22 protein-coding genes are annotated in these 26,045 nt (G+C 71.4%); 12 read left to right on the top strand and 10 right to left on the bottom strand.

The window, feature by feature from the left end:
- The first annotated feature begins 145 nt into the window (after positions 1-145).
- The 3 genes from OG226_RS43455 to OG226_RS43465 are packed head-to-tail and all read left to right on the top strand — an operon-like array spanning position 146 to position 3,761.
- A complete protein-coding gene (locus OG226_RS43455) occupies positions 146-454 on the top strand; it encodes an SHOCT domain-containing protein (RefSeq protein ID WP_329352160.1) in 309 nt (102 codons plus the stop codon).
- A complete protein-coding gene (locus tag OG226_RS43460; protein ID WP_329352161.1) occupies positions 451-1,203 on the top strand; it encodes an ABC transporter ATP-binding protein in 753 nt (250 codons plus the stop codon). Before OG226_RS43455 ends, OG226_RS43460 begins: the two co-directional genes overlap by 4 nt.
- Complete coding sequence (locus OG226_RS43465; RefSeq protein WP_329352162.1) at positions 1,200-3,761, top strand: ABC transporter permease; 2,562 nt, start codon at positions 1,200-1,202, stop codon at positions 3,759-3,761. The genes OG226_RS43460 and OG226_RS43465 overlap by 4 nt, the downstream gene beginning before the upstream one ends.
- Before the next feature lie 159 nt (positions 3,762-3,920).
- Here the strand turns inward: OG226_RS43465 and OG226_RS43470 are convergent, their stop codons facing one another.
- Positions 3,921-4,466 carry an ATP-binding protein gene (locus OG226_RS43470; RefSeq protein ID WP_329352163.1) on the bottom strand — a complete coding sequence of 182 codons (546 nt, stop codon included), beginning with the start codon at positions 4,464-4,466 and terminating at the stop codon, positions 3,921-3,923.
- Positions 4,467-4,806: 340 nt separating this feature from the next.
- Positions 4,807-5,130: a hypothetical protein gene (locus tag OG226_RS43475; RefSeq protein WP_328685060.1), complete on the bottom strand. Its 324-nt coding sequence runs from the start codon at positions 5,128-5,130 to the stop codon at positions 4,807-4,809.
- A 363-nt stretch (positions 5,131-5,493) separates the two neighbouring features.
- Between OG226_RS43475 and OG226_RS43480 the strand changes: the two genes are divergently transcribed.
- Positions 5,494-6,618, top strand: coding sequence for a PLP-dependent cysteine synthase family protein (locus OG226_RS43480; protein ID WP_329352164.1), 1,125 nt, complete (start codon positions 5,494-5,496; stop codon positions 6,616-6,618).
- 126 nt (positions 6,619-6,744) lie between these two features.
- On the opposite strand, the gene OG226_RS43485 is transcribed toward OG226_RS43480, so the two are convergent.
- Together OG226_RS43485 and OG226_RS43490 are read right to left on the bottom strand one after the other, a co-directional pair.
- Positions 6,745-7,215 carry an SRPBCC family protein gene (locus OG226_RS43485; protein WP_328685062.1) on the bottom strand — a complete coding sequence of 157 codons (471 nt, stop codon included), beginning with the start codon at positions 7,213-7,215 and terminating at the stop codon, positions 6,745-6,747.
- 71 nt (positions 7,216-7,286) lie between these two features.
- Complete coding sequence (locus tag OG226_RS43490) at positions 7,287-8,114, bottom strand: DeoR/GlpR family DNA-binding transcription regulator (RefSeq protein ID WP_328685063.1); 828 nt, start codon at positions 8,112-8,114, stop codon at positions 7,287-7,289.
- 290 nt (positions 8,115-8,404) lie between these two features.
- Between OG226_RS43490 and OG226_RS43495 the strand changes: the two genes are divergently transcribed.
- Positions 8,405-10,747, top strand: coding sequence for a hypothetical protein (locus OG226_RS43495; protein WP_329352165.1), 2,343 nt, complete (start codon positions 8,405-8,407; stop codon positions 10,745-10,747).
- Here OG226_RS43495 and OG226_RS43500 read toward each other — a convergent pair.
- From OG226_RS43500 to OG226_RS43515, 4 genes are all read right to left on the bottom strand, one after another.
- Complete coding sequence (locus OG226_RS43500; protein ID WP_329352166.1) at positions 10,717-13,152, bottom strand: right-handed parallel beta-helix repeat-containing protein; 2,436 nt, start codon at positions 13,150-13,152, stop codon at positions 10,717-10,719. The genes OG226_RS43495 and OG226_RS43500 overlap by 31 nt on opposite strands.
- Before the next feature lie 106 nt (positions 13,153-13,258).
- The gene (locus tag OG226_RS43505; protein ID WP_328685066.1) at positions 13,259-13,864 is read right to left on the bottom strand and encodes an Rv1733c family protein; all 606 of its coding nucleotides are present in this window, start codon (positions 13,862-13,864) and stop codon (positions 13,259-13,261) included.
- Between the two features lie 200 nt (positions 13,865-14,064).
- The gene (locus OG226_RS43510; RefSeq protein WP_329352167.1) at positions 14,065-14,889 is read right to left on the bottom strand and encodes an MOSC domain-containing protein; all 825 of its coding nucleotides are present in this window, start codon (positions 14,887-14,889) and stop codon (positions 14,065-14,067) included.
- A 42-nt stretch (positions 14,890-14,931) separates the two neighbouring features.
- Positions 14,932-15,363, bottom strand: coding sequence for a DUF6643 family protein (locus OG226_RS43515; protein ID WP_328685068.1), 432 nt, complete (start codon positions 15,361-15,363; stop codon positions 14,932-14,934).
- Positions 15,364-15,662: 299 nt separating this feature from the next.
- Between OG226_RS43515 and OG226_RS43520 the strand changes: the two genes are divergently transcribed.
- Positions 15,663-16,988 carry a TerD family protein gene (locus OG226_RS43520; RefSeq protein WP_329353698.1) on the top strand — a complete coding sequence of 442 codons (1,326 nt, stop codon included), beginning with the start codon at positions 15,663-15,665 and terminating at the stop codon, positions 16,986-16,988.
- Positions 16,989-16,992: 4 nt separating this feature from the next.
- Here OG226_RS43520 and OG226_RS43525 read toward each other — a convergent pair whose 3' ends face one another.
- A complete protein-coding gene (locus tag OG226_RS43525) occupies positions 16,993-18,171 on the bottom strand; it encodes a glycosyltransferase (protein ID WP_328685069.1) in 1,179 nt (392 codons plus the stop codon).
- A 57-nt stretch (positions 18,172-18,228) separates the two neighbouring features.
- Between OG226_RS43525 and OG226_RS43530 the strand changes: the two genes are divergently transcribed.
- Both OG226_RS43530 and OG226_RS43535 read left to right on the top strand, forming a co-directional pair.
- Complete coding sequence (locus OG226_RS43530) at positions 18,229-19,014, top strand: glutamate racemase (protein WP_328685070.1); 786 nt, start codon at positions 18,229-18,231, stop codon at positions 19,012-19,014.
- 106 nt (positions 19,015-19,120) lie between these two features.
- The gene (locus tag OG226_RS43535; RefSeq protein WP_329352168.1) at positions 19,121-19,666 is read left to right on the top strand and encodes a hypothetical protein; all 546 of its coding nucleotides are present in this window, start codon (positions 19,121-19,123) and stop codon (positions 19,664-19,666) included.
- Between the two features lie 15 nt (positions 19,667-19,681).
- Here the strand turns inward: OG226_RS43535 and OG226_RS43540 are convergent, their stop codons facing one another.
- Positions 19,682-20,638 carry an O-antigen ligase family protein gene (locus OG226_RS43540; protein ID WP_329352169.1) on the bottom strand — a complete coding sequence of 319 codons (957 nt, stop codon included), beginning with the start codon at positions 20,636-20,638 and terminating at the stop codon, positions 19,682-19,684.
- A 346-nt stretch (positions 20,639-20,984) separates the two neighbouring features.
- On the opposite strand from OG226_RS43540, the gene lnt reads away from it, so the two are divergent.
- From lnt to OG226_RS43560, 4 genes are all read left to right on the top strand, one after another.
- Positions 20,985-22,586 (top strand): apolipoprotein N-acyltransferase, encoded by a 1,602-nt coding sequence (gene lnt / locus OG226_RS43545; RefSeq protein WP_329352170.1) that lies wholly within the window; start codon positions 20,985-20,987, stop codon positions 22,584-22,586.
- A gap of 77 nt (positions 22,587-22,663) precedes the next feature.
- Entirely contained in the window at positions 22,664-23,143 is a 480-nt protein-coding gene (locus OG226_RS43550; protein ID WP_329352171.1) for an NUDIX hydrolase, read from the top strand.
- A gap of 54 nt (positions 23,144-23,197) precedes the next feature.
- Positions 23,198-23,998: a 3-hydroxybutyrate dehydrogenase gene (locus OG226_RS43555; RefSeq protein WP_329352172.1), complete on the top strand. Its 801-nt coding sequence runs from the start codon at positions 23,198-23,200 to the stop codon at positions 23,996-23,998.
- A gap of 77 nt (positions 23,999-24,075) precedes the next feature.
- A complete protein-coding gene (locus OG226_RS43560) occupies positions 24,076-26,028 on the top strand; it encodes a helix-turn-helix domain-containing protein (protein ID WP_329352173.1) in 1,953 nt (650 codons plus the stop codon).
- Positions 26,029-26,045: the final 17 nt, after the last annotated feature.

Consider the following 26,045-nt stretch of genomic DNA (forward strand, 5'->3'; position numbering starts at 1 on the left):
ACGACGCCGCGTACTCCCCGGGAGGTACGCACACTGCCGCTGGCCGTACGACGACCCGGACCCCTCCCAGGAGCGAGTCTCGGTACATCACCGGACTCACAGGAAGCCGCCTGAGCGGCTCCGGACCTCTTGGAGATGAATCGACATGCAGACTCTGGCGAACTGGCACGGCGGCGGGCCCGGCCCGTGGATCCTGTTCCTCCCGTTGATCTGGGCGGCCATGGTGGTCGGCGTGATGACCGTCCTGCGCCGCACCGTCTGGCGCGGTCGGGGGGTCGGGCGCGGCGGACCGTGGCGCGCGATGGCCGACACCCGCCCCACCGGCGACTCCCCGCTCGCCGTCCTCGGCCGTCGCTTCGCCTCCGGCGAGATCGAGGAGGACGAGTACTGGCGCCGGCTGTCCGTCCTGGACGAGCAGTTCGGCCGCACCGGAAAGGGAGGCGGCGCGGCATGAGCACCGCGACCACCACCCGCACGGCCGCGCGGGTCGTCGACGCCGTCAAGGTGTACGGCGTCGGCGACACCGCCGTACGCGCCCTGGACGGGGTGAGCGTCGACTTCCCGGCCGGCCGCTTCACCGCGATCATGGGCCCCTCGGGCTCCGGGAAATCCACCCTGATGCACTGCGCGGCCGGACTCGACACACTCAGTTCGGGCGCCGCGTACATCGGCGACACGGAACTCGGCCCGCTCGACGACCGACGCCTCACCCTGCTCCGCCGCGACCGCGTCGGCTTCGTCTTCCAGGCGTTCAACCTGGTGCCGACGCTGACCGTCGCGGAGAACATCACCCTGCCCCTGGACCTCTCCGGGGCCAGGGGTGACCAGGAGTGGATCGACGCGCTCGTCGATGTCGTCGGCCTGCGCGACCGGCTCCACCACCGCCCCTCGGAACTCTCCGGCGGCCAGCAGCAACGCGTCGCCGTGGCAAGGGCGTTCGCGGGCCGGCCGGAGGTCGTCTTCGCCGACGAGCCGACCGGCAACCTCGACTCCCGCTCCGGCGGCGAGGTCCTCGGACTGCTCCGCCGCGCGGTACGGCAGACGGACCGCACGGTCGTGATGGTGACCCACGACCCGGTCGCCGCCGCCCACGCCGACGAGGTCGTCTTCCTCGCGGACGGCCGCCTCGTGGACCGGATGCGGGACCCCACGGCGGAGAAGGTCCTGGACCGCCTGAAGGCCTTCGAGGACGTGAGGTCGTGAACGCGTCCGTACGCCTCAGCATGTCCTCCCTGCGGGCCCACAAAAGGCGCTTCGCCGGCACGTTCCTCGCCGTGTTCCTCGGAGTCGCCTTCCTCGCCGGGACCCTCGTCATGGGCGACACCCTGCGCGCCAACTTCGACACCATGTTCGGCGACGCGACCAGCGGCACGGACGCGGTGGTCCGCAGCGCCGACGCCATCACAACACCGGGCGAGAGCCAGGGCGTTCGGCAACCGGTGAGCACGGCCCTGGTGAAGGCCGTCGAGCAGGTCCCCGGCGTCGCGGCCGCCGCCCCCAGCATCCAGGGCGCGGGCCAACTCGTCGGCGCCAACGGCGAGGCCATCGGCGGCAAGGGCCCGCCCACCCTCGCCGGCAACTGGATCACCGATCCCGAACTCAACCCGTACCGCCTCGCGGAAGGCCGAACTCCGGCCAGGTCGGGCGAGGTTGTCGTCAACCGGGGTGCCGCCGACAAGGGCCACCTCAAGATCGGCGACACGACGACCCTGCGCACACCCGACCCCGTCAAGGTGACGATCGTAGGCCTCGCGACCTTCGGCGGCGAGGACGGCATGGCGCAGGTGACGTTCACCGGCATGACCCAGGCCGACGCCGAGAAGTACCTCACCGCGAAGCCGGGCGAGGCGGCGACCATCCAGGTACGGGCAGGCCCGGGTGTCAGCCAGCAGGCGCTGGTCGACCGCCTGACCTCCTTACTGCCCAAGGGGGTTGAGGCGATCACGGGTCAGAAGTCGGCGCAGGAGAACACGGACATGGTCTCGTCCCGGTTCCTCACCGTCTTCACCACGTTCCTCCTGGTGTTCTCCGGCATCGCCCTCCTGGTCGCGACCTTCTCCATCCACAACACCTTCGCGATCGTCATCGCGCAACGCACCCGCGAGAACGCCCTGTTGAGGGCACTCGGCGCCTCCCGCCGTCAGGTCACCGCGGCCACCGTCACCGAGGCGAGCGTCGTCGCGGTGACCGCGTCGGCCGCCGGACTCGCGGGCGGCATCGGCATCGCGGCCGGACTGAAGGCACTGTTCCCGGCCATCGGATTCCCGTTTCCCGAGGGCGACTTGGTGATCCGGATGCTCTCCATGGTGCTGCCACTCGCGGTCGGCATCATCGTCTGCCTAGGCTCGGCACTCATGCCGGCGGTACGAGCGGGCCGCACCGCACCCCTCGCGGCGCTGCGCGAGACGGCCGTGGACCAGTCGGGCGCGTCCCGCGTCCGGGCGGTGACCGGAATGGCCCTCGCCGCCTTCGCGACGGGAGCCACCCTTACCGGCGTACTGATCTCACCGTCCTTGCTGCTGGCGGGACTTGGGGCGGTACTCGCCCTGGTCGCCTTCGTGGTCCTCGGCCCGGTCGCCTCCTCCACGGCGGTGCGCGTGCTGGGCAGCCCCCTCGGCCGCCTGCGCGGTGTCACCGGCGGCCTGGCCCGGCGCAACGCCCTGCGCAGCCCCCGCCGTACGGCCGCGACCGCGAGCGCGCTGATGATCGGGGTGGCCGTGGTGTCCCTGTTCACCGTGTTCGGCGCCTCGTTGAAGGCGACGATGGACCAGACGGTGTCCCGGTCCTTCGCCGGTGACGTGGCCGTCAGTACCCCCTCCTTCGGCGCGGGCGGCAGCGGCCTGAGCCCCCGACTCGCCGGAGCCGTCGGCAGGCTGCCCGAGGTGGACACCGCAGTGGGACTGGGCCGAGGAGTGGCCGAAGTGGACGGCAAGGGAAGGGCGTTGACCGTCACGGACCCCATCGCCCTGGCCCGCACCTTCGACCTGGGCACGGTCCACGGCTCCCTGAACACCCTCGGCACCGATGGCATCGCCATCACCAAGGCAGAGGCCGACCGCCAACACCTCACCACCGGCAGCAAGGCCCAACTCGCCTTCACCGACGGCAAGAAGCAGACCTTCACCGTCCGCGCGGTCTACGGCGAGTCCGAACTCGCCGGCGACTACGTCATCACCCGCGCGGCCTGGGCCCCGCACCGCACCCAGGACGCCGACACGCTGGTCGCCGTCTCCTTCAAGAAGGGCGTGAGCACGGCCGAGGGCAAGGCGGCGGTCGAGCAGGTCGCGACCCACTACGGCAACCCACAGGTCCAGACCCGCCACGAATACGCGCAGTCCTCGGCCGGCGGCATCGACATGATGCTGACCCTCGTCTACGCGCTGCTCGCCCTGGCGGTCCTGATCGCGCTGCTGGGCATCGCCAACACCCTCACCCTGGCGATCCACGAACGCACCCGCGAACTGGGCCTGTTGAGGGCAGTCGGCCAGACCCGTTCCCAACTCCGGGCGATGGTCCGCTGGGAGTCGGTCCTGGTCGCCGCCTTCGGCACGCTCGGCGGCCTCGCCCTGGGCGCCTTCCTCGGCTGGGTCCTGGTCAAGGCCTCGGACGGCGCGAGCGACAGCGCGTTCGCCTTCGCGCTCCCACCGGTTCAGCTCGTGGTGGTGGCCCTGGTGGGGGTCGCCGCGGGTGCTCTCGCGGGCCTGCGCCCGGCACGCCGGGCAGCCCGGTTGGACGTACTGAGGGCGATCGCCACCGAGTGATCCGACATCGGTGGAGCAACTCACGGCGTCCACCCGCACAAACGGTGAGAGCCCCGGCGCGCGGAGGCACGAAGTGCCGAGCGCGGTGGGGCTCTCGACACGGGCTCCCGGCTACCGACAGCCGCCCCCCCCCGCAACCCGTAACGAATCACCGCCCGATCAGCCGGCAACGGCGGACCGGGCGGGAGCGTGTTGGGGCCGGTGGGCGTCGACCGGGAGCTCGACCTCGGTGACGAACCGGTGCGCGGGCTTCTCCGCGGTCGTACGGCGCGGCGGACGAGCCGGCGTGGCCGCGGCGGGTGAGGGTGCGGTCAGCGTGAACCACACGACCTTCCCGGACTCGCCGTCCGGGCGCACACCCCAGTTCTCGCTCACCGCGGCGACCATCGCGAGCCCACGCCCACAAGTGGCCGTAGGAGAGACCTCGTCGATGTTCCCGACCACCGGAAGCCGGGGATCGTGGTCGCGCACCGAGACCATGAGCTGGTCCAGCAGCAGCTCGATCTCGACGGTGCACGTCTTGTCGGGCTGGGCGTGCCGGTGGACGTTGGTGAGGAGCTCTGTGACACCGAGCGCGGCCCGGTCTATCAGAGGATCCAGATGCCAGTAGCGCAATTGCGCAGATACGATTCTGCGGACCTGGCCGATCCGCGACGGCAGGGCTTGGAGCTCCACCGCGCAGTGCCTGCTTGGGTGACGGATCACGGCTGCGACTCCCCGACTGAGGTCCGGAAGAACACGGAGTTCGGATCCAGCGAGGTGGTCGGAGAACGGCCGCCTGCTGTTGTGTCCGGCGGGCTGGTTCGCAGCGTTATCGCCGGTAAACCCAGAGTGACGTGAGACCAGAGTGACTCAGGGGCCGCGGTCCCGCAACTCGCGGCCGGCAACTGCCCTTCAATGGCGTGGAACAGCCGCTGCACGGCAATGGCGTGGAACAGTCGTCGCGCGGCATGGATGAACCACTCCACGGCACGGACCGGCCACTCCACCGCATGACGGCTCGACCGTACGGCCACTCCACCGCACGGAGAATCCGCCGTGCGGCTCAGCCGCCCCGCCCCGCCGCCCTGCGCACGGCCTCGATGAACCGGCGTGCGGCGGGAGGGCCCGGCTGTCCGGGCGCGGGGTCGTGTTCGCCGAGGGTCAACAGGTACCTCTTGCCGTTCAGGTCGGCCAGCGCCCGATCCTCGGGGGCGAACCAGGGTTTCGACGCACGCACCGCCTGTACCGGCGCGCTGTCGATCTCGCTGCCGTAACTGGTGAGCAACTCAAGCCTGCCGTCGTTGATCCGGACCTGTCCGGCCCGGGTCAGCGAACGCAGCCGCTTCCCGATCCGCACGCCCGTGGCCGTGAACTCCGGCTCCGCCATGCTTCCCCGCCCCCTTGGTCCAGGACATCTGGTGATCCAGTGTGCGCCCCCGTTCAGGACGTTCGTCCCGCTCCGGTGCAGTCTGCCCGCCTGGGCCGTCGAGCACCAGTGCGTACCGCCCGGTCACGGTAAGTATCCGGAGCACTCGCGTGAGTGCGCCCCCGAGCCCCGTCGCCGACGCATCGCAAAGCCGTAGCAAACCCGTCGCCGGCGCACAGCAAGTCCGCGCAAGCTCTGCCCCCAGGGCCGCCTTTGAGCCGCTCAAAGGCATGTTTATGCAGGTGAGAAGCGTGCGGAAGGTGCTTATGATCGAGGTGTCGGCCGCGCGATGCGCCGTCGGCGCAATGCGTAAGGAGCCCCGCCGTGAGCACCACCCCACAGGCCCTGACCGGTGCCACCCTCGACGTCGACCGCAGCGACGCCGCCTACCGGAGCTGGCTGAAAGAAGCCGTCCGCAAGGTCCAGGCCGACGCGAACCGCTCGGCGGACACCCACCTCCTCCGCTTCCCGCTCCCGGAGAGCTGGGGCATCGACCTGTACCTGAAGGACGAGTCGACCCACCCCACAGGCAGCCTCAAACACCGCCTCGCCCGCTCCCTCTTCCTCTACGGCCTCTGCAATGGCTGGATCCGGCCCGCCCGCCCGGTGATCGAGGCGTCCAGCGGTTCGACGGCGGTCTCCGAGGCGTACTTCGCCAAGCTGATCGGGGTGCCCTTCATCGCGGTCATGCCGCGCACGACCAGCGCGGAGAAGATCCGCCTGATCGAATTCCACGGCGGGCAGTGCCACTTCGTGGACGACCCGCGCAGGATGTACGAGGAGTCGGCCACCCTCGCGGTGGAGACCGGCGGCCACTACATGGACCAGTTCACCTACGCGGAGCGGGCCACGGACTGGCGCGGCAACAACAACATCGCCGAATCCATCTTCCGCCAGCTGGAGTTGGAGCGATTCCCGGAGCCCGCGTGGATCGTCGCGACGGCCGGGACCGGAGGCACCTCGGCGACCCTCGCGCGCTACGTCCACTACATGCAGCACGACACCCGTGTCTGTGTCGCCGACCCGGAGAACTCCTGTTTCTTCGAGGGCTGGACCACCGGCGATCCGGACGTCACCCGCGACTGCGGCTCCCGCATCGAGGGCATCGGCCGCCCCCGTATGGAACCGAGCTTCGTCCCCGGCGCCATCGACCGCATGATGAAGGTCCCCGACGCGGCCAGCGTCGCCGCCGTGAGAGCCCTGGAACAAGCCATCGGCCGCAAGGCGGGCGGCTCCACCGGCACCGGCCTCTGGAGCGCGCTCAAAATCATCGCCGAGATGGTCGCGACCGGCCAACAGGGCAGTGTGGTAACGCTGTTGTGCGACCCGGGCGACCGCTACCTGGACAAGTACTACTCGGACACCTGGCTGACGGAACAGGGCTTGGACATCACCCCGTACAGCCAGGCGATCACCTCGCTTCTGGCAACGGGAGTATGGCCAAGCTGAGTTGACGGGAGTACGGCCAACCTGCGCTGGATGAGCGCCGGTTGGTCAGCGCACTTTTCTAGGGGCGCGGGGAACTGCGCGACCAGCCCCCCACGCCGCCGCAGACGACATACTCCCGAGCAACCCCTAGCGGGCCAACCGCCGGTCCAACTCCGTCACCGCACCTCTGAACGCCCGCCCCAACCCAGGCTTGGCCACCCGCACGGCTCCCTTGAACACCGCCGTCCCGTCCACGGCGAACGTCCACTGCACCCGAGTCCCACTCCCCGCGGGACTCAGCCGCCACTCCTCGGCCATGGCGCGGGCACCCGGCGCGTTCGTGACGTCTACCCGATACGCGTACACCTCCGCGGCCTTCGCCGCGATCACCGTCTCGCGAAAGTACCCGCCACCCCTGAGCCGAACATCCCGTCCCGCACCGTCGTCGACGGACCGCGCACTCGTGACGGCCGAGAACCATTCCGCCCACCCCGGCACATCGTCGTTGAGGGCGTGAAAGACCGCTTCCGGGGCTGCCGCCATCTCCCGCGCGAAGACCAGGCGAACGGGAGCGGTGTCGATGAAGTCGAGCCCGACGGGCCGCAGTTGGTTGGCCATGGATGTGAACCCCCTTGACAGGTAAGGGAAGTTGACCGGAGTGGGGCGACGTCACGATAGCTGACACCCTGTCAGATGTCTGCCCCGTCAACGTCTTCGCCCGCGACCATGAGCCGCAGATGCTCAGAGATGTCGGCGCGCGCCTCGGCCGGCAACCCCGCGTCCGTCACCAACGTGTCGACCTGCTCCAGCGCGGCGAACGAACTCAGCCCCACCGTCCCCCACTTGGTGTGGTCGGCGACGACCACGACCCGCCGCGCGGACTGCACGAGCCGCCGGTTGGTCTCGGCCTCCGCGAGGTTCGGCGTCGACAGGCCGGCCTCTATCGATATGCCGTGCACACCGAGGAACAGCATGTCGAAGTGGAGCGCCGCGATCGCCTGGTCGGCCACCGGGCCCACCAACGAGTCGGAGGGGGTGCGCACTCCACCGGTCAGGACGACCGTCGCCGCGCCCTGCCGCTGCCCCGAGGTCCGCTGCGCCGCGTGGAAGACGTCAGCCACCCGTACCGAGTTGGTGACCACGGTGAGGTCGGGGACCTCAAGGAGGTGATGGGCGAGCGCGTACGTCGTCGTACCGCCCGAGAGCGCGATCGCCGTACCCGGCGCCACCAACTCCGCCGCCGCCCGCGCGATGTCCTCCTTGGCGGTCAGCTCCAGCCCCGACTTCGCCTCGAAGCCCGGCTCGTGCGTGCTCGCCTCGACGACCGGGACCGCTCCGCCGTGCACCTTCTCCAGGACGCCCTGACGGGCCAGCGCGTCGAGATCGCGGCGGACGGTCATGTCCGACACGCCGAGCTTGCGGGTCAGTTCGTTGACGCGGACGCCACCGCGGCGCCGGACCTCGTCGAGGATCAGGGCGCGCCGCTGCTCCGCGAGGAGGTTCTGATTCTCACTCACGTACGCCCCGGTCCTTTCGCCGCAACCCGTCAGACTGCCCGCGCGCCCGTCCCGACCAGGACATTCTTCCCGGCGGCGGTGCGCGGACGCCCCAATCCTCGCACGCCCCCGCAAGCACCGCGCCACCGCCTGTCCCGACGCGCACATGTCATTCGGTCATCCTCCGTCCCTCGCGTGTCACATCGATCGGGGGAGATTCGGTGACGGGGCGTGTGCGACGCGCCGGAAAGGACGATCCTGGAGTGCACACGGACACAGACGGACAGTGCGTCACGGGGGATGTGCGAACAGTGGAGCGTGTACAGGAACACGCCGTCACGAGCGAGCCGAAGAGCCTCGCCGGACGGTCCGATCAGACCGAGCCCGCCCTGGAACTCCTGGTCCACGGAGTCGGCGGCACCACACCGGAGGGGATGCTCGGCGATCCGCGCACGGTGCGGATCACCGGCGACGACACGGCGGCCGTCTTCCGGCGCGCCGCCGACGTGGACGCCGAGTCCCGGCCCGCCGACCAGCGCACCGGACCGATCCGCGAGGCCTACGTCTGGTGCAACCTCACCTCGGGCAACGGCACCCGCGCCCTGTGGCTGTTGCTACTGCCGTTCATGGTCGTCAACCTCGCGCACTGGATGCGCCCCACCGCCCGCGACCGGAAACGGACGGTCCGCTTCTACGGCCTCCTCGTGCGGCTCGCGGGACTGACCCTGACCGTGCTGCTCGTCGCCGCCGCCTGCGAGGTCGCCCTCGACCTCGCCGCCTGGCAGTGCGCCGGCACGCGCGCGTGCGCCGAACAACACACCTGGCTGGGCTTCCTGTCGCCCGCGATGTCCCACGACAGCTGGTGGAGCCGCCCCGGCCGCCGCCTCGCGCTCGCCGCCCTGGTGCCGACCGTGCTCACCGTCCTCCTCTGGTACCTCTCGCGCCGCACCTGGAGCGAGTACGAGTCCCAGCAGCCGATGAACCGCTGCCCCGAGCCGGACGACGAGACCGACCGCAGCTCCCTGAGCCGCCCCGGCTTCTGGTACGGCCGTCGCCTGGTCGCCCGACTGCGCGCCGCCCACACGGCGGCCGGCCTCCTCACGGTCGCCGCGGCCGTGACCGTCTCGGCAGCCCGCTTCGACCGGGGGCCCGACGGTTCCGACCCACTGGCCCGCCTCGGCGCACTCCTGGAGACCGCACTCGCCGGCCTCGCGTTCGTCGTGGTCTACGTAGTGTGCCGCCGGGGCCGCAGCGAGAACCGCCTCGACCAGGCCCTCGACCGCCGTCTCGTACGCCGCCTGCCCCTCGGCGCCCTCCTCCTGCTCGCACTCTGCCTCCTCTACGCCGGCTGGTCGCGCCCGGGGTGGCAGTCGTCCGGGAGGCTGCCCGGAGACACCGCCTTCGGCGGAATCGCCCTGGTCCAGGGGCTGTTGGTGATCGCCCTCGCCGGCGTCGCCCATCTCCTGCACCGCACCCACCCCGACCCGCGCTCCGCGATGCGGGGCCTGGGCGGACCGGCCGTCGCGATGCTGGCCTGCGCCCTGGGCGGCGTGATGTCCGGTGGGGTCTCCCAGCGGGTCTCCGACTGGCTGGACGGCACCGCGACGTCCATCGCGGGCCCGCCCGTCCTGCTCACCTGGCAGGCGTCCGTGATCCCGACGCTGCTCGTCGTCGTCCTCGTCCTCTGTGCCGGAATCGGCCACCGGACCTGGCGGCTGCGCCGTAGCGAACTGGCCGCGGTGGCGCTCGACTATCCGGACGTGCGGAAGGACCGGGCGCGCACCGCCCGGATCGCGAGCACGCGCGCGATGGCCGCGCTCACCGACCGCGGCCCGCTCCTTGTCGCCGTCATCTCCACCGCGACCCTGCTCCTGGGCGCCGGAGCGCTGGTGGGCGCCTTCACCACCGACAGGACACCGGTACGGGCCGGGGAGGAGGGCCACGCCTTCGTGCACGGTGCCGCCCAGACCTCGCAGGGCCTCGGCTCCTGGCTGATCGGGCTCGGCTTCATACTGTTCGTCACCTGGGGCAGGCGCGCCTACAAGGACGCCTCCGCGCGGCGCACGATCGGCATCCTGTGGGACGTCGGCACCTTCTGGCCGCGCGCCGCCCACCCCTTCGCCCCGCCCTGCTACGCCGAGCGCGCGGTCCCCGACCTGACCTGGCGGATGGCCACCTGGACCCGCGCCACCGGCGGCCGCCTCGTCATCTCCGGCCACTCCCAGGGCAGCGTCCTCGCCGCGGCGGCGGCCTGGCAACTCAAGCCCGCCCAACGCAAACGCGTAGCCCTGCTCACCTACGGCTCACCCCTGGAGCGCCTCTACGGCCGCTGGTTCCCGGCCCACTTCGGACCGGCCGCGCTGACCCGGCTGCACCGCGAGGTCGACTGCTGGCGCAATCTGTACCGGCTCACCGACCCCATCGGCGGCCCGGTGCGCGTGTCCGGTGACTGTGGCCCCGAGGTCGACCACGAACCACCCCTCAAGGACCCACTGGAGTACGGCCGCACGGCGCGGCATCCGCTGCCCGCGCCGATCCTCGGACACTCCGACTACCAGGCCGACCCGGCGTTCGCGGAGGAACGCGAGCGGCTGCTGGCCCGGCTGCGGCCCGAGGTGCCGCCTCAGGGCAGCTCGGGCAGGTCCTCCGCGTAGAGCAGGGTCAGGTCGTCCGTGCTCGGCTCCTCGAACTGGGCGACCCGGCTCGCGTGCCGCTCCACCATCGCCTCGAAGGTCTGGCGCGCGGTACGGCCGTTGCCGAACGCGGCGCCCTTCGGGATCGCCGTGAAGTACTTCGTCAGCCCCTCGGACGCGCCCTCCGCCAGCCGGTACTCGTGCTCCTCGGCCTGCTGCTCGACGATCCTGAGCAGTTCCTCGGCGTTGTAGTCGCTGAAGGTGATGGTCCGTGAGAAACGGGACGCCACACCGGGGTTGACGGACAGGAACCGCTCCATCTCCGCCGTGTAACCCGCGACGATCACCACGACCGCGTCCCGGTGGTCCTCCATCAGCTTCACGAGCGTGTCGATGGCTTCTTTACCGAAGTCGCGTCCCGAGTCCTCCGGAGAGAGGGCGTACGCCTCGTCGATGAACAGGACTCCGCCGCGCGCCTTGTCGAAGGCCTCCTGGGTGCGGATCGCGGTCGAGCCGATGTGCTCGCCGACCAGGTCGACGCGTGACACCTCGACGAGATGCCCCTTCTCCAGAACTCCGAGGGAGGCGAGGATCTCGCCGTAGAGCCGGGCGACCGTCGTCTTGCCGGTGCCGGGGGAGCCGGTGAAGACCAAGTGCCGTTTGACGGAGGCCGCCTTGAGGCCGGCCTGCTGGCGGCGGCGGCCCACCTCGATCATGTCGGTGAGGGCGCGCACCTCGCGCTTGACGCTGTCCAGGCCGACCAGCGCGTCGAGTTCGCCGAGGACGTCCTTGGAGGAGCGGGACTCCTTCTCCGGGTCCGTCGCGGTGATCACCGGGTCCTGCTCGGCCGCGCGCTGGGTGGGGATCGCGCCCAGCACGCTGGTCGACTGGCTCGCCGTCTCCACGGCCGTCTCGTGCGTGGTGGGCGGCTTGAGGCCGCTCTCGTCGCTGGTGCAGTCCTCGACGACGGGTCCCGTGCCCGGTCCCGCGTCCGGACCGGCGTCCGCGAACTCGTAACCACCGCGCGCGCACCGCTCCGTACGGCACTTCTTCAGCGTCGTACGACAACCGTCGATCACATGGAAGCCGTAGCCGCCGCTGCCCGTCACGCGGCAGCCCAGGAAGGTGCCCCGGCCGCCCGCCGAGACGTAGAAGCCCGCCTCGGCCGGGGAGTCGACCGTGCAGCGCTCGATGGTGGGGTCGGCGCCCTTGGTGACGATCACGCCGGTCTGGGTGGCGTCCACGGTGCAGTTGTTGAGGGTGCCACCGCTGCCGTGGTCGCGGAACCACGCGCCCGTGGCCGCGTCCCGGATCCGGCAGTCGTCGAGCTGCGCGGTGGCGCCGTCGCTCACCGACACGGCCGTGTTGCGCACTTGGGAGATGTCGCTGTCGACGACATCCGCGCGCGAGCCGCGGTCGAGCACGAACAGCGCGTCCGGTACGTCGTGCACGCGGCAGGAGTCGAGGACCGCGGTCGCGCCGTCGCTGACCCACACCGCCGGGTAGTCGCCGGTGCTGTCGAAGATCTCGCACTGGTTGGCGTCCACGCGCGTGCCCGGGTCCCACACCGACAGTCCGTTGCGCCCGAACTGACGCACCGTCGTCCGGGTCAGCGTGAGCACCGAACGGGAACGGAGGTCGACCGCGTTCTCCGGGATGTCGTGGATGCGGCAGTCGGCCAGCGTCAGCACCGCGTCGGTGTCGAGCGTGACGCCGTCCGCGGTCGTACGGTGCACATCGCAGTCGGTGAGGTGCGCGGTGGCGCGGCCGGTGATCTGGACGCCGCTGCCCCGCGTCTCGTAGACCTCACAACCCACCGCCTCCAGCGAGGAGTTCTCACCCGTCGCCGACAGACCCACCCCCGACGCGTGGTGGATACGGCAGCGCTCCAGACGCGGATGGCCGCCGCCGCGGACCGCGACGCCCGCCTGCCCGGCCGAGACGACCTCGCACTCCTCGAACACCCCGCCACCGCCGTCGAGTACGGCGATCCCGATGCCGGCGGGGTTGTCGACCGTGCAGCGCCGCACCGTGGGGCGGGCACCGCCGCGCACCTCGATGCCGGACGCGGAGCGGGTGACGATCCGAAGGTCCGTCAACTCCGGTGCGCCGTCCTCGACAAGGAGCGCGGGCGCGGCCGAGTCCTGGCCCTCGACATGCAGGTCCTGGACGATCGCCGAGGCACGGACCGTCAACGGCACACCGTCCAGAGGCGCGATGCGCACCGAGCCGGGCGAACCCTCGGGGCCGCGCAGGGTCACCGACCGCTGCACGACGAGGTTCTCCCGGTAGGTGCCGGGAGCGACGGTCAGTACGTCGCCCTCGGCCGCGGCCTCCAGGGCGGCGGCGAGCGACGCGTACTCACCTGTGCGGCGCCGCCACCGCGATGTACCGGTGTGCGTCACCTGGACCGTGCCCTGTGCCATGGCGCTGCTGTGCCCCCACCTCGTGGTACGCGGGTTGATGCCGAAGCCTTCGCCGGTCCACCGTAGCGTGCGGGCGGGCGGTGGGTTGACCAGAGCCGGAAGGCTGTCAGCTGCCGGTGCCGGTCCGGCCCCAGTCCGGGCCCGCCCGCTCCCACGCCCGGTCCCAACGGGCGTACCTGCGGCGGATCATGCGCCACAGCACGAACCGTCTGCCGCTGTCGACGAGCCCGGCCGTCAGCAGTGCCGCGCCGAGCCCGGCGAGCACGGCGTGCGTCGTCGCCGTGGCCGAGTCCAGCGGGCGGGCCACTATGTGTCCCTGCTGGTCCGTCCAGAGCCTGAAGTGGTCGCCCGCGTGCGGGGTGTTGAGGCTCGCCATGACCGCGCCGTGGTGGGTGGTGCCGTCCGGGGCGGTCCAGTCGGCGAGGACCTTGCTGCGGATGTCCCGCGCGGTGGACGAGTCGGGGTCGGGGTCGAGCTCGGCCCCCTTCAGCTTCTTGACCACCGTCGCCGTCACGACGTGCCGGCCCGCGCGCTGCTCCCGCACCGACCGCTGCAGGCTGTCCTGCGCGACCGCGCCGACGAGCGAACCGATCACGGGTGCGGCGACCAGCACCAGCAGCAGGACCACGAGGGCCAGCCAGGCCTCGACCAGATCGGTCGCGCGACGCAGGGGATTGTGGCGCCAACGCCACACGCCCTTGATTGCTCCCACCGTCCCGCACCCCCTTCCCGCTCCGTGATAACTCCAGGCGTGGCCGTTCACCCAAGAGCCCGGGCAAAGAGAGAGCGAAATCACCTCTCCGCGGGACTCTCATGAACTTCTCACGGGATCTCAACGACCGGGCCCACGGGGAGGGTTCCCGCCTCGCGCGCTCTTCGGCGGAACCTCGTGCGCTCCGGGCGGAACTCCGCCTACGTGAGAATCCGGACCGGATCGCCGACGCGGATCGTGCCGGTCGAGCGGGGCACCAGGTTCTGCCCGAAGACGAGCTTGCCGCCGATACGGCGGTGCCGGGCCAGGGTGCGCAGCGGCTCTTTGCCGCGCTCGGCGGTGCCCTGGTCGGTGGTGGTCACGACGCAGCGCCCGCACTTCTTCGCGACCCGGAAGGCGACCTCGCCGATCGTGACGCCCGACCAGTCGTCCTCGGCCCAGGCGGCGGTGCCCGCCACGACCACATTGGGCCGGAACCGGTTCATGGGCAGCGGCCCCTCGGCCGGGTGATCCCCTCGCGCGACAAGGGAGTTGAGGGCGTCCAGGGAGGACTCGGAGGTCAGCAGCAGCGGATAGCCGTCGGCGAAACCGACGGTCTCGCCGGGAAGGGCGTAGCCCGGGTCGACGGGTCTGCGCGTCGCGGGATCGTCCATGTGCACCAGACGTACGCGGAAGCCCAGGTAGTCGCCGCACCAGACGTGCGCGGCGTCCGGCCCCGGCACCGCGTCGACCTTGGTACCGAAGATCTCCATCGCCACGGTGGTGACCGGCTCCGGAACGGGCACGGTCAGCGGGTCACGGCCGGGCGCGGACAGACGAACACCGCCGCCGGGCAGAAGCTCGGCGGCGGCCAGTGCGAGACGCGGGTGCTCGCGTTGCGTGACGACCTTTCCCCCGTCGTCGATCAGCACCCAGCGTCGGTCCCCGGCCAGTCCCCAAGGCTCCACGAGAGCCTCCCGGGGCGAGAAGCCCCGGAGCGCCTTGACCGGATGAACGTGGATCGACCGCAGCTCCGCATTCCCCATCGCTCCATCGTGCCAGGTGGCACCGACAACGCAGGGTGCGGATCAGTAACCGCGGTACTGCTGCTGGTTGTTGTACGGGTCCTGCTGGTACGGAGCCGGGGCCGGGCGGGGAGCCGCCGGACGCATCGCCTCGTAGCCGGCCGGAGCCGCCATCGGGCGCGGCTGCTGTTGCTGCTGCCCGGGGTAACCGCGCGGCGGGGCCTGCTGCGGGATGTAGGCGGCGGGCGCCTGCTGCAGCGGGGCGGGCTGCTGAGCCTGCGGATAGCCGTAGTTCTGCGAGGGACCCGCCGGCAGCGCGGGCAGTGCAGACGGCAGCGCCGGCAGGTTGCTCCCCGGCATGTCGTAGGCGGCGGGGACCCGGATCGGGGCGATCTGCGGGGTACCACGCTCGGCCACGAGGGAGTCGTAGATCGGGGTGTCCGGGAAGGAGGCGGAGTAGTAGCCGCCGCCATAAGTGGAGCGGGGGGAGGTCATGGCACATAAGTTAAGCCCACGATGTGCTGGTTGGGGAGACCGATTAGAGGGTTGTTTTCCGTGTCGGGGGTGCCTCGGGATCCCCAATGCGAGCGAACTTGCCAAAAAAGGGCACCGACTCGTGTTCGGATCGGGTAAAAGCCTAGTTCCCGGCGGGTTACCAGCGGTTGGCCGACGATGTTGACGCGCCCCTCATGGGCGTTCGCCGCCCCGGGGAATAGGTTGTGCGGGTAGACACCCGATGGGCTGCCGGGGCGTGTCCTGGCACGGTGACACGTGATATGGGGGCAGACATGTCGATGCCGAAGGGATCGAATGTTTCGGTGCCGACGACGGCACTGCGCGTCGAATTGGGCTGGCGGTCCGGACCCGGCGTGCCGGACGCGGACGCCTCGGCGCTGCTGCTGGTCGACGGGAAGGTCCGTTCCGACGGCGACTTCGTGTTCTACAACCAGCCGGCGCACTCCTCCGGCGCGGTGCGCCACGAGGGCAAGGGCAACGCCGGCGGGAAGGTGACCGACAGCCTGCTCGTCGACCTCGCGCGCGTGGAGCCCGCCGTCGACCGCATCGTCCTCGCCGCCTCCACCGACGGCGGAACGTTCGGCCGGGTCCCCGACCTGTACATCGAGGTCCGGGACGCCGTACAGAACACCGCGGTCGCCCGCTTCGACAGCACGGGCGCGACGGTCGAGACCGCCTTCGTGCTCGGCGAGTTCTACCGCCGCCAGGGCGCCTGGAAGTTCCGGGCCGTGGGCCAGGGCTACGACAGCGGACTCGGAGGCCTGGCGACCGACTTCGGCATCACCGTGGACGAGCCGCAGCAGACGGCACCGGCCGCGACCATGCCGCCGCCGGCCGGGCCACCGGTGAACATGGCGCCGCCCTCCGGGCCGCCCGTGAATCTGCCGCCGCCGGTCCAGCCGCCCGTGACCATGCCTCCTCCGCCGGTCGCGCCTCCGGTGAGCCCTGCCCCTTCGGCGGCCCCGGTGCGGCTCACCAAGGTGACACTCACCAAATCGGCCCCCTCGGTCTCCCTGACCAAGCAGGGCGGCACCTCGGGCGCCATGCGCGTGAACCTCAACTGGGAGGTGCGCAAGCAGTTCTCGGGCTGGGGCAGCAAGCGCGGCCGGGCGGTCGCGATGCACGCGGACCTCGATCTCGACCTGTGCGCCCTGTACGAACTCGCCGACGGCCGCAAGGGCGTCGTCCAGGCCCTCGGCAACGCGTACGGCTCCCTGCAGCGGCCCCCGTACATCCACCTCGACGGCGACGACCGCACCGGCGCGTCGGCGAGCGGCGAGAACCTCACCGTGAACCTCGACCACATCAAGGACTTCCGGCGCATCCTGGTCTTCGTGACCATCTACGAAGGCGCCCGTTCCTTCGCCGACCTGCACGCCACGGTCACCCTGCAGCCGCAGCACGGCGCCGCGATCGACTTCTCGCTCGACGAGTGCACGGTGCCCTCCACGGTGTGCGCGCTCGCCCTGATCACCAACACCGGGGGCGATCTCGTCGTCCAGCGAGAGGTGCGCTACCTCGTCCCCGACCGCGGGGTGAGCCCGCAACGAACCGTGGACCGCGTCTATGGGTGGGGCATGAACTGGACCCCGGGTCGCAAGTGAGCCGTCAGCTCTCGTCGCCGACGACGGCGTCAGGACGCGCGTAGGTGCGGCCCTTCCAGGCCGCACCGCGTCCCCTGTAGTGCTGCACCGCGGAATCGACGGTCATCAGGAGGTACAGAAACGCGGTGAACGGCAACAGGGGGGCGAGCCACAGCGGCTGCCCGTAGTAGCGGAGCATCGGGACGTACGTCCCCGTCATCACCAGCCACGCGAGACCGCCGAGGACCGCGGTCGCCGTACTCCCGGCGGCCAGACCGGAGAACAGGGCCACCGGGGGCACGAGATACACCAGCGCCAGCCCGAGGACGGTCCCCAGGAGGAGCAGCGGGTTGTGTCGCAGTTGCGCGTACGCGCTGCGCGAGACCATCCGCCACAGGTCGTGCAGCCGCGGATACGGGCGCACGCTGTCCACCCGCTCGGCGAGCCCCAGCCAGATGTGGCCCCCGGCGCCCTTGACGGCCCGCGCGAGCGCCACGTCGTCGATCACCGCCTGCCGGATCGCGTCCGGGATCCGCGCCCGCTCGGCGGCGTCGGTGCGCAGCAGGACGCACCCCCCTGCGGCGGCCGACGTCCGCGCCGACCGCCTGCCGATCCGACGGAACGGATACAGCTGCGCGAAGAAGTAGACGAACGCCGGCACCACGAGCCGCTCCCACAGGCTCTCCACGCGCAGCCGGGCCATCAGCGACACGGCGTCGAAACCGCCGCTGCGGGCAGCCGCCACCAACTCCCGCAGACTGTCCGGGGCGTGCGCGATGTCCGCGTCCGTCAGCAGCAGGTACTCGGGGCCACGCGCGCGTGCCAGGCCGATGCCGTGCCGTACGGCCCACAGCTTGCCCGTCCAACCGGCCGGCGGTTCGCCGGGGGAGTCCACGGTCAGCGGCAGCCCGCCGTGCCGGGAGGACAGCTCGCGGGCCAGCTCCCCGGTGCCGTCCGAACTGCCGTCGTCGACAAGGAAGATCTCCGCCCGCCCGGGATAGTCCTGGGCGAGGAGCGACGGCAGGCTCTCGGGCAGTACGGCGGCCTCGTCGCGGGCCGGGACCACCACGCACACCGATGGCCAGTGGTCCGGGTCGGTGCGGGCCGGGAGTCTGATGTCGGTGCGCCAGAAGAAGCCCTGACAGAACAGCAGCCACAGCCAGGCGGCGAAGGATCCGGCGGCGATCCACACGATGGCGCTCACGGGCGCAGTCTGCCCCACGGCAGCGGATCCACAGAGGCCATCGTCTATCGTGGCCGGGTGAAGATCGCGCTGATGGACTCCGGAATCGGCCTTCTGGCGGCCACCGCGGCGGTACGCCGGGTGCGCCCCGACGCGGATCTCGTACTCTCCCTGGACCCCGAAGGCATGCCCTACGGGCCGCGGACACCGGAAGACGTCGCCCAGCGCGCACTGGCCGTCGCCGAGGCAGCCGCAGCGCACCGGCCCGACGCCCTGATCATCGGCTGCAACACCGCGACCGTGCACGCCCTGACGGTCCTGCGCGACCACCTGGAGCCCGGCATCCCGGTCATCGGCACCGTCCCGGCGATCAAGCCGGCCGCCGCCGGCGGCACGCCCTTCGCGATCTGGGCGACGCCCGCCACCACCGGCAGCCCCTACCAGCGTGGCCTCATCAAGGACTTCGCCGACGGCGTACCGGTGACCGAGATCCCGTGCTGGGGACTGGCCGAGGCCGTGGAGCACGGGGACGAGGCGGCCATCGACGCCGCCGTCACCGCGGCCGCCGAGCTGACCCCCGACGATGTAACGACCGTCGTCCTGGGCTGCACCCATTACGAGCTGGTCGCCGAACGCATCCGTGCCGCCGTGCAGCGCCCCGACCGCCCGCCGCTCGTCCTGCACGGTTCCGCCGACGCGGTGGCCGCCCAGGCACTGCGCCGGATCGGTGAAAAGCCCGCCCCCGAGGCGTTGCCCGACGGCACCGTGACGGTGCTCCTGAACGGCCGCGAGGGCGCGCTGCCCGCCGCCGCGTCGGTCTACGCCGAGGGTCGACTCCTGCGGGCCGTCACGCCCGCCCACTGAGCACCGGTGGGGGACCGGATCCTGTGCGTCCACCGTGTCGCCGCACAAAACGGTCACCCTCCGCAACGACGTACCCGCGCAGCGAAACCTGAGTAGTCTCGTAGGCATGAGGGACCACCCCCGCGACGAAACCTTCCCGCAGACCGAGATCTGGACCGGACGCGCGACGAACCGGTTCCAGTGGCTGCTGGCGCTCGCCGGTGCCGCCTGCATGGCGCTCGGTATAGAGCTGGCCGTGGACTCCACCTGGACGTCCGGCATCGCCCCGCTCGTCATGTCCGTCGTCGGGTGCATCGCGGCCGGACTGCTCATGCTGTTCGGCACGCTCGCCTTCGTGCACGTCGGCCTGAAGGTGGACACGGAGTCCCTCGAAGTGCGCTGCGGCCACATCGGTCTGCCGCGCCGCCGCATCCCCCTCGCGAGCGTCGCGGGCGCCGAGTTCGCCCCGCACGTCACCCCGCGCCAGTGGGGCGGCTGGGGCTACCGCTGGCGGCCCGAGAAGGGCACCGCCGTCGTCGTACGGCGTGGTGAGGGCATCGTCCTGCGACTGTGGGACGGGCACACGTTCACGATCACCGTGGACAACGCGGAGGCGGCCGTACGGATCATCACGGACCGGCTGGCACCGCCCAAGCCCGGCGCGGTGCTCTGACGCGTTCCTCGCCCGTCACGGGGCCAACTGGTCCCCACGCGCGTGTGCGTCCGGCGTGGTGCGTGAGGCGTCCTCGGCGATCGGGTGGGCCGTGGCCAGCCCGGCCAGGAAACCGGCGCCGACCGACACCGAGGTGAAGCTCAGCGCGTTGCCGACCGAGGCGACGATCGCGAGCCCCGTCAGCGCGGCACCCGCGGTGAGCGCGATCGGAGTGGAGCGCGTGGTGCGCCACAGCGCGTGCAGCACCCACCCGTAGGCCGCCGCCAGCAGGAGCACGCCGACGATTCCCTGCTCGGCCGCCAGCTGAAGCGGCGCGGAGTGCGGTTTGCCGTCCGGGAGCAGAGCCTCGGCCGCCGCGCTGCTCAGCTCTCCGAAGCGCCCTGGGCCCACCCCCAGGGCGGAATGCTGGTGCGCCATGTGCAGGGCGTCCTGCCACAGCTGGACCCGGTGCGGGGTCAACTGGCCCTCCAGGGACGCGGTCAGTCCGTCCGGGAGCACGTTTCCGGCGACGGCCCAGGTCGCGCCGGTCACCAGCGCCGTGGCCAGACCCAGACCCGCGATACCGAGACCGCGGTGCCGCATCCGGCCGGCGGCGAGCGAGCACAGCAGTACCGCCGTGCACAGGACGAATCCCGAGAGCGAGCCCAGGACGGCCGCGCTGACGGTGATCCCGGCCGCCAGGAGCCGCAGCGTGAGGCGCAGGGCCGGTGCCGAGGCGGCCCAGGCGGAGCAGCACGCGGAACCCACGGCCAAGGTCAGCAGGGTCGCGGTCGCACCGGCATGACCGAGCGGGACGGCGAACTGGGGGCCCGGGGCGAGATGCGGTTCGGCCAGCGCCATGCCGAGCCCGGCCAGCGCTCCCGCACAGGGCGCGGCGACCGGTACGAGTGCTCCGGAGATCCGCCCCGACGCGTAACCGGCGGCGACCGCCAGGACCGCGAGCAGCACGCCCTCCGGACGGCCGTCGTGCATGGCGGCGGTGATCAGCGACCACGCGGCACACGATCCGAGCACCGCGATGCCCGCCGCATCCGAAACGTTTCGTCTTTCACTGTCGGCGTCCGGACCGGTCGCCGACGCCGCCCCCGTGGAACCCACCCCGCGCCCCCTGAACCGGGCCGCCCCCGACCCGTGACCGGCCCCCGACGTCCTGGCCTGGACCGACCGCGCGACAGGGGCTCCGGCACACCGTAACGGCTGATGACCGATTTGTGGACGAGTTGCGCAGGAACGATGCTGCCGCGGCTCTGCTCAGTGCCCCGGGCTGCCATCCGGACCGTGCTGTGAACGCCGGGGCCGACCGCCGTACACTCCCGGAGTGACCGTCACCGCAACTTCCGTGGACGAGTCGGACCAGCTGAAGCCGCAGGCCGCGCCCGCATCGCGCCTCGTCCGTCTGGTTCCGGCCGCCGTAGCCGCGCTCTCCGGAGTGCTGCTCTACGTCAGTTTCCCGCCGCGCACCCTGTGGTGGCTGGCGCTGCCCGCGTTCGCCTGTTTCGGGTGGGTGCTGCGCGGCCGCGGCTGGAAGGCGGGCCTCGGACTGGGCTACCTCTTCGGCCTCGGATTCCTGCTGCCGCTGCTGGTGTGGACCGGCGTGGAAGTCGGCCCCGGGCCCTGGATCGCCCTGGTCGTGGTCGAGGCGATCTTCGTCGCGCTGGTCGGCGCGGCCATCACCGCGGTCTCGAAGCTGCCCGCCTGGCCGCTGTGGGCGGCGGCACTGTGGATCGCCGGTGAGGCGGTACGCGCGCGTGTCCCCTTCCACGGCTTCCCCTGGGGCAAGATCGCGTTCGGCCAGGCGGACGGCGTCTTCCTGCCGCTCGCCGCGGTGGGCGGCACACCGGTCCTCGGCTTCGCGGTCGCCCTGTGCGGCTTCGGCCTGTACGAGATCGTCCGCCTGGCCCTGGAGAGCCGGAACACCCGTGTCGTGCGGCGGTCCGCCGCGGCCGTGGCCCTGCTGAGCGTGGCCGTACCGGTGGTCGGCGCGGTGGCCGCGCGGTCACTGGTGAGCGACAAGGCCGAGGACGGCACCACGACGGTCGCGGTCATCCAGGGCAACGTCCCGCGCGCGGGGCTGGAGTTCAACGCCCAACGACGGGCCGTGCTCGACTACCACGTCAAGGAGACCCTGCGGCTGGCCGCGAAGGTCAAGGCGGGCAAGGTCGCCAAGCCCGATGTCGTCCTGTGGCCGGAGAACTCCTCCGACGTCGACCCCTTCGCCGACGCCCAGGCATACACCGACATCGACGCGGCGGCCAAGGCGATCGGCGCGCCCATCTCGGTCGGCGGTGTCGTCGAACGGGGTGGCAAGCTCTACAACGAGCAGATCCTCTGGGACCCCGTGAAGGGCCCGACCGACACCTACGACAAGCGGCAGATCCAGCCGTTCGGCGAGTACCTCCCGATGCGCTCGCTGCTCGGGGCGATCAACAAGAACTGGACCAGCATGGTCCGCCAGGACTTCAGCCGGGGCACCAAGCCGGGCGTCTTCACCATGAACGGCGCCAAGATCGGCCTCGTCACCTGCTACGAGGCCGCCTTCGACTGGGCCGTGCGCTCCGAGGTCACCGACGGCGCCCAGCTGATCTCCGTGCCCAGCAACAACGCGACCTTCGACCGCAGCGAGATGACCTACCAGCAGCTCGCCATGTCCCGGGTCCGCGCGGTCGAACACAGCCGGACCGTCACCGTCCCGGTGACCAGTGGCGTCAGCGCGATCATCATGCCGGACGGGAAGATCACCCAGAAGACCGGCATGTTCGTCGCCGACTCCCTGGTCCAGAAGGTGCCGTTGCGCTCCTCGGAGACCCCGGCCACGAAGCTCGGCATCCTGCCCGAGATGGCCTTGGTGCTCATTGCCGCGGCCGGCCTCGGCTGGGCGGTCGCCGCCGCTGTGCGCGGGCGGCGCGCGGGCGACGTGTAGCCGTACGCCTGCTGTACGCCCGTCGCGCGCACGGCAGTTCGTGGAGTGGCCATGGATCGTCCCGTTAGGGTCGGAGCATGGCCACTCCTGATTTCATCCGTACGATCCGTGCCTCCGCGGGGCATCAACTGCTGTGGCTTCCCGGGGTCAGCGCCGTTGTCTTCGACGACGCGGGTCGCATCCTGCTGGGCAAGCGGGCGGACAACCACGAGTGGGCGCTGCCCTCCGGTATTCCCGAGCCCGGTGAGCAGCCCGCGGTCTGCGCGGTACGCGAGGTGTTCGAGGAGACGGCCGTCGAGTGCGTCGCGGAACGGGTCGTCATGGTGAAGGCCGGGGGACCGATCAGCTATCCCAACGGTGACGCGTGTCAGTTCATGGACATCACGCTGCGGTGCCGGGCCGTCGGTGGTGAGGCGGCCGTGAACGACGACGAGTCGCTGGAGGTCGGCTGGTTCGAGCTGGACGCGCTGCCCGAGCTCAGCGATCACCAGCTGTTCCGGATCAAGCAGACCCTGGCCGACGCACCCACATGGTTTGACACTACGAATTCTGACTGAAGTATGTGCTCGGCCCATATGCAGTGGGGCGGGGACGCTGTCTAGGCTCCACACATGACCGTGCCCAGCACCCTCCCGGGGACCCACGCGACCCTCCTCGACCTCAGCGGCCGCACCGCCCTCGTCACCGGAGCGGCCGGCGGTATCGGCCGTGCCTGCACGCTGCGGCTGGCGGCCGCCGGGGCCAAGGTCAGAGCGGTCGACATGGACGCCCCGGGACTCGCGGAGCTCGCCGAGCAGGCGCAGGACCTCGCGGGCGCCGTCGAACCACATGTCCTCGACCTCACCGACCTGGACGCCGCCGAGCACGCCGCCGCCGGCACGGACGTCCTGGTGAACAACGCGGGGCTGCAACTGGTGCGCCCCATCGAGGAGTTCCCGCCCGACGTCTTCCACACGGTGCTCACCGTGATGCTGGAAGCACCCTTCCGGCTCATCCGCGGCGCCCTGCCCCACATGTACGGGCAGGGCTGGGGGCGGATCGTCAATATGTCCTCCGTCCATGGGCTGCGCGCCTCCGCCTTCAAGTCCGCGTATGTGGCCGCCAAGCACGGTCTGGAGGGACTCTCCAAGACCGCCGCGCTCGAAGGGGCACCCCATGGCGTCACCTCGAACTGTGTGAACCCCGCCTATGTGCGCACCCCTCTGGTCGAGCGCCAGCTCGCCGACCAGGCACAGGCGCACGGCATTCCGGAGGAGCGCGTGCTGACCGACGTGCTTCTGCGGGACAGCGCGGTGAAACGGCTCATCGAACCGGAGGAGGTCGCCGAGGCCGTTGCCTATCTGTGCGGCCCGCACGCGTCCTTCGTGACCGGAACCTCGCTGGTGCTGGACGGCGGGTGGACCGCGCACTGAAGCACCGGGTGCGCAGCCGATTCTCGAGTTATCCACAGGCCTGACCGGCCGGCCGGGCGATGGGGAATCCTGTGAGCATGTCCAGCGATCACGTGCAGTCCGCCGAGCGTTCCGCCACCGTCACCGGTGCCGCAGCGCGACCGAGCAGTGCCGAGACGCCGTTCCTGGAGCTGCTCGCCCGGGGCGCCTCCGCCGAGGCCTATGAGCGGCCCGTGCTGCTCGCCCGCGCCGAGGGAAGAGCGGCCGAGCTGATCGCCGGGCTCGAACACGCCAAGACCCTCGCGCTGCGCGTGCGTTCGGAGCTGGAGGGACGCCGACGGCGCGAGGCCGAGCTGTCCGCGCTCTTCGAGACGGCCCACGACCTCGCCGGACTGCGCGACCTGGACGCCGTACTGCAGGCGATCGTCCAACGGGCCCGGTCGCTGCTCGGCACCGACATCGCCTACCTCAGCCTCAACGACCCGGCCAGGGGCGACACTTACATGCGGGTGACCGAGGGATCGGTCGCGGCCCGCTTCCAGCAGCTGCGGCTGGGCATGGGGGAGGGACTCGGCGGACTCGTGGCCCAGACGGCACGGCCGTACGTCACCGACGACTACTTCAAGGACGACCGTTTCCAGCACACCCTCACCATCGACTCCGGGGTGCAGGACGAGGGGCTGGTGGCGATCCTCGGGGTGCCGCTGATGCTCGGGCACCGGGTCATCGGGGTGCTGTTCGCGGCGGACCGGCGGGCGCGGGTCTTCGAGCGGGAGCAGATCGCACTGCTCGGCTCCTTCGCCGCGCTCGCCGCCGCCGCCATCGACACCGCGAATCTGCTCACCGAGACCCGCTCGGCTCTCGCCGGTCTGGGGCGCGCCAACGAGATCATCCAGGACCGCAGCGGAGTCATCGAGCGCGCCTCGGACGTCCACGACCGCCTCGCCGAAGTCGTCCTGCGCGGCGGCGGGATCCACGACGTCGCCGCCGCGGTGTCCCAAGTCCTCGACGGAGTGGTCGAGTTCACCGAGACCGACACCGCGCCCACGAAGGCATTGGAAGCGTCCCGCGTCGAAGGCCACGCGGTACGGCACCGGGACGACTGGATCGCTGCCGTGGCCGCCGGCGGCGAACTGCTCGGCGCGCTCGTCCTGCGCGGCCACCCCGGCCTCGACCCCGTCGACCAGCGCACCCTGGAGCGCGCCGCCATGGTCACCTCCCTGCTCCTGCTCGCCCGACGGTCGGCCGCCGAAGCCGAACAGCGCGTGCGCGGCGAGCTGTTGGACGACCTGCTCGACGCCCGCGACCGCGACCCACGCCTGCTGCGGGAGCGCGCGTCCAGACTGGACGCCGACCTGGACACCACCCATGTCGTCCTCGCCGCCCGGCTCGACGGCACGGCCGCCGACGCCGACCACGAGGCCGCCGCCCGCAGACGCCTGTGGTCCGCCGCCTCGCACCTCGCCGGCACCCGGCACGGACTGGCAGCCGCCCGCGACGGCGGAACCGTCCTGCTGCTGCCCATCGATCCCGGCGACACCGCCACGGACCTGGCCCGGCGCACCGCCGCCCACCTGGGAGCGGCGGTCCACGAAGCGGTCACCGTCGGCGCCTCCGCCGCCGTCGAGAAACCCGGCGCCCGACCCGACGCCGTGGTCGCCGCCTACGAGGAAGGACGCCGCTGCCTCGACGCCCTGCGGCTGCTGGGCCGTACCGGAGACGGTGCAGCCGCCGAGGACTTCGGCTTCCTCGGGCTGCTCCTCGCCGGGGACCGGGACATCGGAGGCTTCGTCGAGCGGACCATCGGGCAGCTCGTGCGGTACGACGAGCGGCGCGGTACGGATCTGCTGCGCACCCTGGACGCCTACTTCGCCTGCGGGATGAGCCCGGCCCGGACGAAGGACGACCTGCACGTCCACGTCAACACCGTCGCCCAGCGGCTGGAACGGGTGGGCCGGCTCCTCGGCGAGGACTGGCAGGAACCGGGACGCGTCCTGGAGATCCAACTCGCGCTGAGACTAAGGAGGTTGGCGGTTCCGGTGCGCCGGTGACCTTCGTAGGCGCGAGG

The sequence above is a fragment of the Streptomyces sp. NBC_01261 genome, assembly GCF_036226385.1.
In the GTDB taxonomy this organism is placed as follows: domain Bacteria; phylum Actinomycetota; class Actinomycetes; order Streptomycetales; family Streptomycetaceae; genus Streptomyces.